Raw genomic sequence first — 12,293 nt, forward strand, 5'->3', positions numbered from 1 at the left:
ATAGTTATGACCACGAAATATATTTGATGTGTTTAATAGCAAATTGTGTCGTTGTTATGGTTATAGAGTTCAACAAGGATCTGTAGAAGAGAGGACAAATGACGAAGGGTATTGATAAATATAGTATCGACAGTACCGACTATACCGTGGGGCAGGATAACGTCCAGAAATGGGGTTTTGATGTTCACAATCCGGTATTCGGTATTAGTGCGGGTCTGATAGGTCTGTTTTTGTTGGCGACACTTTTAGTGGACGCAGACACGGCAAAAACAGCGTTAGACGGAATTAAGTGGCAGATTATCGGTTCCTTTGACTGGCTATTTATATGGTCTGGTAACATTTTTGTGATTTTCTGTCTGGTTTTGGTGGTATCTCCATACGGTAAGATTCGTCTGGGCGGAGAAGACGCTGTTGCCGATCACTCAATGATTTCGTGGCTGTCTATGTTGTTTGCTGCGGGTATGGGTATCGGTCTGATGTTCTGGAGTGTGGCTGAGCCGGTGGCGTATTTCACCGGTTGGTACGAGACTCCATTAGGTGTTGCTCCTAATTCTCCGGAGGCGGCGACGCTGGCTCTGGGCGCGACCATGTTCCACTGGGGGCTGCATCCTTGGGCTATTTACGGCGTTGTTGCGCTGTCACTGGCTTTCTTCTGTTACAACAAAGGTCTTCCGCTTTCTATCCGTTCTATTTTCTACCCGATTCTGGGCGATCGCGCCTGGGGCTGGGCAGGTCATATCGTGGATATCCTCGCGGTATTAGCGACGTTGTTTGGTCTGGCAACCTCGTTGGGACTCGGTGCTCAACAAGCGGCAAGCGGCATCCACCATGTATTTGGGGTTGAAGCGGGTATCGGTCTGCAGATTGTGGTGATTATTGGTGTGACTCTCTTGGCAACGGTGTCGGTTATGCGTGGCATTGATGGCGGTGTGAAAGTCATTTCAAACATCAACATGGTCGTCGCATTCCTGCTGCTTATTCTGGTTGCTCTGATTGGCTATGCGGTGACGTTCGGCTCGATTCCGACCACGTTTATGGCTTACGTTGAGAACATTATTCCGCTGAGTAATCCGGTAGGTCGTGAAGACGTTGCCTGGTTCCAGGGCTGGACTGTGTTCTACTGGGCATGGTGGATCTCATGGTCGCCATTCGTCGGTATGTTTATCGCACGTGTTTCCCGTGGCCGTACTATCCGTGAATTTATTGTCGCAGTGCTGCTGGTTCCGACTGCTGTCACCCTGGTGTGGATGTCAGTATTTGGTGGCCTGGCGATTGAACAAGTGGCTGACAAAATTGGTGAGTTGGGTGCTAACGGTCTGACCGACGTATCACTGGCGATGTTCCAGATGTTTGATGTACTGCCGTTTGGTACGCTGCTGTCAATTATTGCTGTTGTGCTGGTTCTGGTGTTCTTCATTACCTCATCAGACTCAGGCTCTCTGGTTATCGACAGCATTACGGCGGGCGGTAAGATGGATGCTCCGGTACTGCAACGTATCTTCTGGGCGTTGATGGAAGGCGCGATTGCGATTGCTCTGCTGTGGATTGGCGGCACGCAAGCGGTGCAGGCTCTGCAAGCAGGTGCGATCTCTACCGCGTTGCCGTTTACCTTTGTACTGTTGCTGATGTGTGTCAGTTTGGTAATGGGCATGCGGACAGAACCGTTTAAACGTTAAATTCGTTTTGTGATAAAGCCGGCATTTGCCGGCTTTTTTTTGGCCATAATAACATGACGCATGTCACATTATTGACGACCTGTTGGTTAACTCCTTAATTGGTCAAATAATATGCAATTATCTTTACATAACACGTGCAACCTTGTCATATTCCCGTTACTATCTGCGCCGTACTATTCAAACCCAACCTCTTATAAAGTAATCAGATGAAACTGACTCTTAAGCAAAAACTCATTGGAGCAAGCTTGTCAGCTGTGGTGGTCATGGCCGCCGTACTGACCTGGCTGTCTGCTGACAAATTAAGTCAACAAACTCACCGTGGCGTTCTTGATCGGGCTGAAGCGATTTCAATTGCCGCTTCAAAAGGTATTTCCGACTGGATCTCCATTCGTAAAGATATCACTTCGGCGTTCAACGATTATACCGAACAACAGGACATGGTTCCGTACCTGCAACAAGCACGTAATGCTGGTGGTTTCGACGACATCTTCTTTGGTACACCGAAAGGAGAAATGTTTCGTTCTCATCCAGAGCGTAACCGCGCCGACTATGATCCTCGTACCCGTCCTTGGTATAAAGATGCCTCAGCGGCTGGTAAACAGCTGATCACAACAGCGTATCAGGACGCGATTACTAATGCTTTACTTGTGACCATCGCTGAACCTGTGCGTCACAACGGCCAGTTTGCCGGTGTGGTTGGTTCTGATGTACTGATCGACCAACTAGTGAATGATGTTCTGGCTATTGACGCCGGTGAAAATGCTTTTGCTATGTTGATCGATACCCAAGATGGTACGTTCCTGGCTCACCCGGATAAAAAGCTGCTGCTAAAACCAGTCAACAGCGTTTCGAAAACATTCAACATGAATATGATCGAAAAAGCATCAGGCGAAAGCCGTCTGGTTGAACTTGAGCTGAATGGACGTGACTCACTGTTTTACTTCAGCAAAGTACCCAATACGCCATGGATTTTTGCGATTCAGATGGATCGTGATACTGAATTCGCGGCCGAAGATGAATTGCTGACCGGTCTGCTGATATCTGCCGTGATCGTGACCATCATTGTGGTACTGATTGTGTCATGGCTGGTGAGCTTCCTGTTCCAGGATCTGGGCCGCGTATCGCGTGCTCTGGCTGAAATTGCTTCTGGTGAAGGCGACCTGACTCAGCGTCTGGAACCGCGCAGTGACGATGAAGTGGGCCTGTTGGCCACTAACTTCAACGTGTTTGTCGGCAACATGCACACCATGATTCTCAAGTTAAGCCATGTATCACAATCTCTGTCTGAGCAGTCGAAAATGACCGCACAGCATGCAGAAGAGCGTAGTGCTCGTATCCGCATGCAGCAGGATGAAATCAACATGGTGGCGACGGCGATTAATGAGATGGCGGCGGCCACTCATGAGATTGCCCACAACTCAGAAAATACCGCTCGTCACTCAGAAGAGTCTGTAACGGCGTGCCGTGATGGTTCAAACCAGGTATCTCAGGCGCAGAACTCACTGAACTCTTTGGCGGATGAAGTTCGTCTCGCAACCAATGTTGTGACTGAACTGGAAGAGCACGGTAATCAGATCAGCACTATTTTGTCGACCATTCAGAACATTGCTGAGCAAACTAACCTGTTGGCTCTGAATGCCGCGATTGAAGCGGCACGTGCCGGTGAACAAGGTCGTGGTTTTGCGGTGGTTGCTGATGAAGTGCGTATTCTGAGTCAGCGTACCCACGCATCGACAGAAGAGATCCAAACCATGATCGAAACGCTGCAGTCTACGACTAAGAAAGCGGTGGGTATCATGAATGACAGCCGTATGCTGGCTGACACCAGTGTCGATGACTCACATGCCGCGGCAGCCAGTCTGACACAGATCCAGCATGCTGTTGAAAGCATCAGTGATATGGCCACTCAGATTGCCTCAGCGGCGGAAGAGCAGGCATCAGTGACCTCGGAAATCACCCGAAATACTGAAGGCATCCGTGATGTGTCAAATGAACTGGCAGAAGAAGCACATGATGCTGCTGCTCAGGCAGCTGCGCTGTCTGACCTGTCAGGTGAGCTGGAGCAGGAAATTCGTCGCTTTAAGCTGTAATCACACCACAGAGATGTGACCCAAAAAAGGAGCCTGATGGCTCCTTTTTTTATCGGCCCTGTTCTATTTATACCGCCGCCTGCGATACATTGACCTAATGATGCGGACGGTATGGCCTTTGCCAGAACGGGGAGCACAAGGCAGCTAAAACAGCTAAGTCATGCTAATTTGCGTTTAGAGCCAGAACTGACGCAGCGGTTGATCACCGGAAAAGTGGTGGGCAATTTGTGCCTGCAGCAGCTCAGCTGTAGCGATGGCATCGGTCAGCGCGTGGTGCGGCGTGTAGGCGGGCAGGTTGTAGCGCATACGCGATTGCCCTAATCGCACCGAGTCAGGCCGTTTACCCATGATTTTATTGACAATACCAGCGGTCTGCCGTTTCTGAATCTGGCTCTCAAGCTCCATAGTATCAATCACCGGAAACTCGATGCCTTCACCAATCCGGCGTTTCAGGGCGCGGTCAAGAAACTCGCGCTCAATCTTGTGGTAATGCACCACCAGGACGTGTCCGGCCAGCTCATTAAGCACTTCCTCAACGATTTCACTCAGATCCGGAGCATCCATGATATCGTTATGGGTGATGCCATGAATGACAATCGAGTTCTCATCGAGTTTTTGCCGCGGTCTGACCGTCCAGTGTTTAGCCCGGTTGAGATAGACCCGGTTGAGAGTAAACGGCACCAGCCCGATAGTAATGATTTCGTCTTTGTCGGCGTTAAGGCCGGTCGTCTCAAAATCCATAGCCACAAAGGTCATCTCACTCATCGGTGTGTCCGGGTTGGGTAACTCGGTCTGGTAGAACTGCTGTAACAGCGGATCTTTCACCACATTCTGTTTGGCTTTGTACTTATACTGCCAGTCTATACTGGGCGGCTGAAAAAGTTTTATCATGCTGCGACCTTACTTAATGCTGCTGCTGGCTTGGTAACGGTACTTGAGGAAGTTCTGGGCGTTACTCAGGATCTGGAAAGCATCTTTGAGGTTACGGCGTTCAAAATCAGACAGATGTTCCGGTTCGATATTGTTATCGGCGGCAATGTCATTCTCAACATCAATGGCCTGGTGACGGATACGTACCATGGAGATAAATTCCAGTGCATCACGCAGGTCCATACCGCGGCCTTTAGGCAGGATGCCAGCGTTAATAATATCATCCAGACGTTCAAACGAGTTCTTCGCTCGTGAGCCGACGGCCAGCGCATGCACGCGGATTAAATCGGCCAGCGGCGCAGTACCACGGCGTTTAAGGTTAATGGAGTTATTATGACGGCCATCTTTTTCCATCACGAAGCTCTTAAAGAAGCCGAGTGGCGGGGTACGGTTCAGCGCGTTGCGTGCCAAGCAGGCCAGAAAACGGTTGTTACGACGCGCACGGCGCACGATAAACCCGGTCAGCTGTTCTGCCCATTTCAGGCGGCCATAAACGCCGTCCAGATCGAAGAAGATTGAGGCATTCAGCAGCGCTTTAGGATTCGGATTGTCGATCCAGTCAGCAAAGCAGTCTTCCCACTCACGACGGGTCATACGCCACATCGGGTTGGTGGCCATAATGTCGCCAGTGCAGTAGCTGTAGCCACATTCGGCCAGACCATCACAGACGAACTTGGAGAACTGGGCAAAATATTCACCGTGTTCAGCTTCGTTATAACTGTCATCCAGAATGATGGCGTTGTCCTGATCAGTGACGACTAACTGTTCATCACGACCCATTGACCCAAGGGCCAGGAAGCAATAGGGAATTGGGGCGGGGCCGAGATTTTCTTCAGCCAGTTCAATAATGCGCTGTTTGAAGCTGCGGCCGATCACCGACATTGCGGTACCGACCATGTGCGAGTTGGCATCTTCATTAACCAGACGCACAAAACTGTTCTTCACCTGTTTGGAAATCTGTGCCAGGTCCTCAATGCTGTTTTGCTGGAAGATGCTGCTGACCAGTAACAGTGAGTTTTGTGATTCATGACGAACGATGTCCGTGATATCCAGAATCCCGATGGGTTTACGACCTTTCAGGATCGGCAGATGGTGCACGTTGTATCGCAACATCATCAGCATGGCTTCATAGACGTAGGCGTTGTGATCAAGCGAGATGACATCTGATGTCATGACACTTTCTACCGGTTCAACGTATTTCACGCCCTCAGCCACAACTCTGCGACACAGGTCGCGGTCCGTCAGAATGCCAATCAGGGGACGGCTGTCTTCCTCATCATCTTCAAGAATGTCCGGGTCGATGATCAGCATGGACGAGACGTTCTCTTCCGCCATTTTGACCGCGACGTCCTGGATGCTGGCGCCTTTATTCACATATGGGGCTTCGCGGGTAATAAGACGTTTGACTTTCACTGTGGTCAAGTCGTTCTGTTCCGCAGTACTGGAAACGGCCTGGCGTAAACGGGCATTATCCTGTACTTCGACAAAATCAGCGAACGTATCGTAGGATTCATACAGAGACTGAAATACGGCTTCAGGAATACAGTACACCAGAGTATCTTCAATCGCGGTAACCGGGAAACGCACTTTGTTGTTGGTCAGTAAGCCCATCTGACCAAACAGGCCGCCTTCTGTCAGACGGTTATACAGTTCCCCTTTACGACGGTACACTTCCACCACGCCACTACGGATCATATACAGTTCTTCGGTATGGTCGCCAAAGCGAATGATCGGAGTATCTTGTCGGTAATAAGTGATCTCGACGTTGTGTGCAATGTCTTCCAGCGTTTCTTCAGGTAAATCGCTGAACGGCGGATGTTGGCTGAGGAAGTTTTTTATTTCTAATAGTTCCGCTTCCATCTATGGCTCCTTGCGTGGTGACGTGTACGCTGGTTAAGGATATACAGCTCAGTGCTGTTGGAAAGTATTCATACTACACGAATTTTTCCGATAACACAGAAATGCACGCCAAAATAGCGGTCGGCTGATGGCTATCTGTGCGTTGCTGGTTACCTGCCTGATAAATCATGTCTTGAGCTGACGGTTATCATCCGGCTGTGTGACCTATCAATGCAATAAGCAAAAGGCGCTGATGTGATTTCAGTCTAGCTTAAGTGGCTGGGTATTCAGAACTATTTTCAATTTTCGAACGACTTGCCAGCTTCTCAACCATTCCTGGAGAGGTTCTCAACAATCTTCCCGGTTTAAACCAGTGATGTGCACAAAATGCGGGGAGAGGGAAAACAACAAAGCCGGCATGGGGCCGGCTTTGTAAAACAGAGAAACGGATAACAGCGCGAGTTACAGAACCGCTTTGATGCCGTCACACAGAGGCTGCATGTTGGATTTGGTCATACCGGCAACGCTGATACGGCCAGAACCTACGATGTAGATACCGAACTCGTCTTTCAGACGGGTCACTTGCTCTTTGCTCAGGCCAGAGAAAGAGAACATGCCGTTTTGACGCTCAATAAAGCTGAAGTCTGCAGTAACACCTTTCTCTTTCAGCGTTGCAACGAAGAGTTCGCGCATTTCCTGAATACGTTCACGCATTTCTGCCACTTCTGCTTCCCATTCCTGACGCAGTTCTGCATTGTTCAGAATGTGAGTCACTACCGCTGCACCGTGGGCTGGTGGGTTTGAGTAGATAGAACGGATGATCGCTTTAACCTGAGAAAATGCAGTGGTCGCCACTTCTTCTGATTCTGCCACCAGAGTGAAGGCACCGACACGCTCGTTGTACAGACCAAAGTTTTTAGAGAATGAGCTCGCAACCAGGATCTCTTTATTGTACTTAGCAAAGGTACGCAGGCCGGCAGCATCGTCTTCCACACCTTTTGCAAAGCCTTGGTATGCAAAGTCAAACATTGGCAGCAGACCTTTGTCTGCAACCAGTTTAGCCAGGGTTTCCCACTCTTCAGCCGTTGGATCGATACCGGTTGGGTTGTGGCAGCATCCGTGCAGCAGCACGACATCGCCGGCAGAAGCTTGCTCAAGGTCTGCGACCATGGCCGCAAAGTCTTTATCTTTCGCTTCTGCGTTGTAGTATGAATAGGCAGCAGTTTCCAGACCAGCAGCGTTAAACACACCGTGGTGGTTTGCCCATGTCGGGTTGCTGATCCACACCTTAACATCGCCAATTTGACGTTTGATGAACTCACCCGCGATACGCAATGCGCCAGTACCACCCGGGGCTTGAGCAGTTTTCGCCAGCTTCTGAGCAACGATATCAGAATCTGCACCGAACAGCAGTTTTTGTACAGCCAGGCTGTACTCTGCCATACCTTCAATCGTCAGGTAAGATTTGGTTTTTTCTGATTCCAGCAGCGCGGCTTCTGCTTTTTTCACTGTCGCAAGAACGGGAGTTTCGCCAGCTTCATTCTTGTAAATACCAACACCCAGGTTGATTTTGTCTGTACGAGGATCATTTTTAAACTCTTCAGTCAGACCAAGAATCGGGTCAGCCGGAGCTGCGACAATTTTTTCAAACATAATGCTCATCCATGTTAGTTAAGGTGGGAAGAAAAATTTCGATGAAATTTATCGTATTTATACCTTTCTGCCCTTGTTGTGACAACAGCACTTCACAGAAAAATTTAAAAAATTTTAATGAGTTGATGAAGTCACACTAAACCTGGGATTTTGGCTGATTAATTTGGTTCTGTTTTGTCAAATTAATCAGGGTTTAATGAGAAATCGATGCATGTATCGTCGGGATAAAAAGCCGTTTATCGGCTCTGCGATAAGGCTTGGCTGAATATTGAGTGACGGCAAAATGTCAGGTAATCGTTAACTTTTACGTAACAAAGCGAAGGTGCGCTATTCTCACAGTTTGTCGGGGATTATCCGGTTCGGGTTGAACCGGATAATGGTTGGAGTGGCGATAAAACAACCACTAAGATGATTGCTCATCATTGAGATGTTTAATGATGGCTTTCTTGGCGTCTTCTTCAGTGGCCTGTTCACCATCTTGGACATCCAGTGGTTGTTTCGGATACAGCCCAGTTGCATCTTCGGCAATATGCAACCAGTCCGGGTGCCAGTAATAGGGGTTTGAAGCGTTAGGATGGTCCCAGCTATGAACCCCGTCTTTGACCCCGTTGTAATAGAGGTCCTCGATTTTAAACACTTTCATCATCTGCTCCCTAAGTTCTTCACTTGGTCACTATCAACAGAGCTGAATAGCAATATCCTAAGTATGAACAAGCCCCGTCACTTGATCGAATTAAATTCGCTGCAAATTGAGTTTACATTTGGCATGACGCCGAAGTAACGGAAGCGGGAGAGGCAATAAAAAAAGCCTCCGTAAACGGAGGCCTATGCGATGTTTGCTGCGCTGGCTTATGATGTTAGCGCCGCTAGCGCAGGCTTAGAAGTTTGCGCTGCGTGGTGTACGTGGGAATGGGATCACGTCACGAACGTTACCCATACCGGTTACGTAAGAAACCAGACGCTCGAAGCCCAGGCCGAAACCTGCGTGTGGTACTGTGCCGTAACGGCGCAGATCACGGTACCAGTTCATGTGCTCAGGATCGATACCCATTTCCACCATACGTGCATCCAGTACGTCCAGGCGCTCTTCACGCTGTGAACCACCGATGATTTCACCGATTCCCGGTGCCAGAACGTCCATTGCTGCCACAGTTTTGCCATCGTCGTTCATACGCATATAGAACGCTTTGATGTCTTTCGGATAGTTCTTCACGATAACCGGAGCTTCGAAGTGCTCTTCGGCCAGGAAACGCTCGTGTTCTGAAGCCAGGTCGATACCCCATTCAACCGGGAATTCGAACTCTTTACCTGATTTCAGCAGGATCTCGATGGCGTCAGTGTAGTCAACCTGAGCGAAGTCAGAAGAAACGAATTTCTCCAGACGAGTCACGGCATCTTTGTCGATACGTTGCGCGAAGAATTCCAGGTCATCACGGCGCTCTTCCAGTACCGCTTTAAACACGTATTTCAGCATGTCTTCGGCCAGTTTTGCGACGTCGTTCAGATCAGCAAACGCGACTTCAGGTTCAACCATCCAGAACTCCGCCAGGTGACGGCTGGTGTTTGAGTTTTCAGCGCGGAACGTCGGGCCAAAGGTGTACACTTTGCTCAGCGCACAAGCGTATGCTTCGGCGTTCAACTGGCCAGATACGGTCAGGAAGGTTTCTTTACCGAAGAAATCTTCGTTGTAATCCACAGCACCTTTGTCGGTACGTGGCAGGTTTTCCATATCCAGAGTGGAGACTCTGAACATCTCACCGGCACCTTCGGCATCGGATGCGGTGATCAGTGGTGCAGATACCCAGTAGTAGCCTTGCTCGTGGTAGAAACGGTGAATCGCTTGTGACAGACAGTTACGCACACGGGCAACCGCACCGATAACGTTAGTGCGCGGACGCAGGTGCGCCACTTCACGTAAGTACTCAATTGAGTGACGGGTTTTTGCCATCGGGTAGGTATCAGCGTCTTCAACCCAGCCAACCACTTTTACGCCCGTTGCTGCCAGTTCAAAATCCTGACCGCTCGCCGGAGACTCAACCACTTTACCTGTTACTTCGACAGAGCAGCCGGTTGTCAGCTTCAGTACTTCGTCGTTGTAATTATTCAGATTATTAGGGACCACGGCCTGAATCGGGTCGAAACAAGAGCCGTCATAGATGGCAAGGAAAGAAATTCCAGCTTTGGAATCGCGACGTGTACGGATCCAGCCGCGAACAGTTACTTCACTGTCAACCGCCAGCTTACCGCTTAGTACGTCTTTTACAGGCGCGTAAGTCATGTTTGATATAATCTCCATTGAGGTAAAAATTCCACCCGAATTTCAAACGGTCGCCACTGTTTCAGCGCAGTTGTTGATGCGCTTGTTGTGGTTAACAAATAAGCGAACTTTCGGATGGATTGAATTTTACAGATTCAACGGAACATATTACCTGTCAATTCGTCAGCATCAACCATTAATGTTACCTAACTGCTCATTTCTTATGCGAAATCGTGAATTGATTGAGCAGAGCTTCCAGCTGCTGGGACAATTGTTCGAGATTCAGGCTAATTTGCCGGGTTTGGGTGGCAGACTGGGAGGTCTCATCAGCATGTTTGGTGATGATATCAATCTTAACTTCCACCTCCTGGCTCACGGTTGCTGTTTGTCGGGTTTGCTCCTGAATACCACTGGCATGGTCAAGTACCTGTTGCATTTCAGCAACCACTCGGGTCATCACGGATGACAACGCCTCAATTTCGGTAGAGCGCTGGTGCGCCTGGGCAGAGACGCTATCGACCGATGTGAGAGACGTTTCACTATCACGCTGGAACTGGGCAATGATATTTTCAATATTACCAGTTGCTTCAGCAGTCCGTGAGGCGAGTTGACGTACTTCATCGGCCACTACTGCAAATCCGCGTCCTTGTTCGCCGGCACGGGCCGCTTCAATCGCCGCATTGAGTGCAAGTAAATTGGTCTGTTCGGCGATGCCTTTAATCACTTCAAGAATTGAAGTGACTTCATTGGTCTGGTCGTTCAATTGGGCAATCTTGTTTTTTACGCCATCAATATCGTCGACCAGAAGCTTGATGTCCTGGCTGGCGATGTGAGCCTGTTGTGCACTCTGTTGTGCGGCGTTGGTGGTGTGATTGATCAACGCTGCAGCGTCGATAGTGGCTTGTTCAACCTGACGCTGTTTGGTTTGCATTTCTTCAATGTTCATCTGCACCACGGCCGTTTCACTCTGTTGGTGGTTGGCAGCCTGATCGGTAACTTGTGCCACATCGGTCAGTTTGTTGGCAGAGTGACTCAGGCTGCGCGAGGTATCTTGTACCTGGCTGAGGCTGTGTGACACGGTATCAATCAACGAATTGATTGAGGAGGCCAGTTGGCCTAATTCATCCTGGTTGCCTGGTCTGAGCCGTTGCGACAGATCCTTACTGTCACTGACACGCTGCATAAACAGTGAGGTGTGCTGGATAGGGCGCACGATCAGTTTACGAATCAGCCACATGGTGAGCAGGAAACCGAGCAGGGCAATGGCAGCCATGATACCGATCCCAATCAGCGTGCGATGATCAACCCGTTGTGTCAGCTGGCTGAGATTATATTCAAGGCGAATGACGCCGAGTACTTCACCTTCGGCGGCCATATGGCACGCAACACAATTTGTACCGCGATAGTTTTCACTTGACCTCATTGGTAGCGCCACGACCAGTCCTTTGCCCCAGTCGGCCTGATAAGGCTCCAGTACCAGTTCGCCGCCCAACGCGCGGCGGTCAATCTCATCTTGCGGCTGCTGGTAATCCTCACCGGGTCCGTAAAGCTTGGTGACGGTGTCGCTTCTCAAAACCCGAACCTGTTCTATGCCTTGTTGGGACAGTGCTTTTTGGCGCAGTGTTTCTTTTTGCGCCATGGTACCGGTCAGCATCATCATGTTGAGGCTGTCGAAATAGTTGCTGGCTTTATCGTGCAGTTGTTCACTGAGTACGGAATGGATAAGGTCACGTTGCTGCCAGTATTGATAGGCAGTCGAGCCGGCTAAGACCATGAAAAACACAGTCACAAGTGTGAACAGCAGTTTGGCAGTGATGGTTAAGCGCATGATTATTTATCTTATTATCG

The 12,293-nt window shown here is 49.5% G+C and carries 8 protein-coding genes; 2 read left to right on the forward strand and 6 right to left on the reverse strand.

Annotated features, from left to right (window positions below; translation table 11 throughout):
- Nucleotides 1–98: 98 nt before the first annotated feature.
- Both KNV97_RS10355 and KNV97_RS10360 read left to right on the forward strand, forming a co-directional pair.
- Complete coding sequence (locus KNV97_RS10355; RefSeq protein WP_136484877.1) at nucleotides 99–1,676, forward strand: BCCT family transporter; 1,578 nt, start codon at nucleotides 99–101, stop codon at nucleotides 1,674–1,676.
- A gap of 206 nt (nucleotides 1,677–1,882) precedes the next feature.
- A complete protein-coding gene (locus KNV97_RS10360) occupies nucleotides 1,883–3,766 on the forward strand; it encodes a methyl-accepting chemotaxis protein (protein WP_136484879.1) in 1,884 nt (627 codons plus the stop codon).
- Nucleotides 3,767–3,940: 174 nt separating this feature from the next.
- Here the strand turns inward: KNV97_RS10360 and KNV97_RS10365 are convergent, their stop codons facing one another.
- The 6 genes from KNV97_RS10365 to KNV97_RS10390 all read right to left on the reverse strand — a co-directional run bounded on the left by KNV97_RS10365 (nucleotide 3,941) and on the right by KNV97_RS10390 (nucleotide 12,273).
- Nucleotides 3,941–4,657, reverse strand: coding sequence for a 3'-5' exonuclease (locus KNV97_RS10365; protein WP_136484881.1), 717 nt, complete (start codon nucleotides 4,655–4,657; stop codon nucleotides 3,941–3,943).
- A 9-nt stretch (nucleotides 4,658–4,666) separates the two neighbouring features.
- Nucleotides 4,667–6,556: a DUF294 nucleotidyltransferase-like domain-containing protein gene (locus tag KNV97_RS10370; RefSeq protein ID WP_136484883.1), complete on the reverse strand. Its 1,890-nt coding sequence runs from the start codon at nucleotides 6,554–6,556 to the stop codon at nucleotides 4,667–4,669.
- Nucleotides 6,557–6,997: 441 nt separating this feature from the next.
- Nucleotides 6,998–8,188, reverse strand: a complete 1,191-nt coding sequence (locus KNV97_RS10375) for an amino acid aminotransferase (RefSeq protein WP_136484885.1) — start codon at nucleotides 8,186–8,188, stop codon at nucleotides 6,998–7,000.
- 403 nt (nucleotides 8,189–8,591) lie between these two features.
- Nucleotides 8,592–8,831, reverse strand: a complete 240-nt coding sequence (locus KNV97_RS10380; protein WP_136485003.1) for a hypothetical protein — start codon at nucleotides 8,829–8,831, stop codon at nucleotides 8,592–8,594.
- 234 nt (nucleotides 8,832–9,065) lie between these two features.
- Nucleotides 9,066–10,466: an asparagine--tRNA ligase gene (gene asnS / locus KNV97_RS10385; RefSeq protein ID WP_136484887.1), complete on the reverse strand. Its 1,401-nt coding sequence runs from the start codon at nucleotides 10,464–10,466 to the stop codon at nucleotides 9,066–9,068.
- A gap of 193 nt (nucleotides 10,467–10,659) precedes the next feature.
- Nucleotides 10,660–12,273, reverse strand: a complete 1,614-nt coding sequence (locus KNV97_RS10390; protein ID WP_218563040.1) for a methyl-accepting chemotaxis protein — start codon at nucleotides 12,271–12,273, stop codon at nucleotides 10,660–10,662.
- Nucleotides 12,274–12,293 lie beyond the last annotated feature (20 nt).

Origin of the sequence: Vibrio ostreae, assembly GCF_019226825.1 — a bacterium.
Classification (GTDB): Bacteria; Pseudomonadota; Gammaproteobacteria; order Enterobacterales; family Vibrionaceae; genus Vibrio; species Vibrio ostreae.

Coding starts and splice junctions, on each gene's coding strand:
- KNV97_RS10370 (WP_136484883.1), bottom strand. CDS start 6,556: ATGGAAGCGGAACTATTAGAAATAAAAAACTTCCTCAGCCAACATCCG.
- KNV97_RS10360 (WP_136484879.1), top strand. CDS start 1,883: ATGAAACTGACTCTTAAGCAAAAACTCATTGGAGCAAGCTTGTCAGCT.
- KNV97_RS10355 (WP_136484877.1), top strand. CDS start 99: ATGACGAAGGGTATTGATAAATATAGTATCGACAGTACCGACTATACC.
- asnS (WP_136484887.1), bottom strand. CDS start 10,466: ATGACTTACGCGCCTGTAAAAGACGTACTAAGCGGTAAGCTGGCGGTT.
- KNV97_RS10390 (WP_218563040.1), bottom strand. CDS start 12,273: ATGCGCTTAACCATCACTGCCAAACTGCTGTTCACACTTGTGACTGTG.
- KNV97_RS10365 (WP_136484881.1), bottom strand. CDS start 4,657: ATGATAAAACTTTTTCAGCCGCCCAGTATAGACTGGCAGTATAAGTAC.
- KNV97_RS10375 (WP_136484885.1), bottom strand. CDS start 8,188: ATGTTTGAAAAAATTGTCGCAGCTCCGGCTGACCCGATTCTTGGTCTG.
- KNV97_RS10380 (WP_136485003.1), bottom strand. CDS start 8,831: ATGAAAGTGTTTAAAATCGAGGACCTCTATTACAACGGGGTCAAAGAC.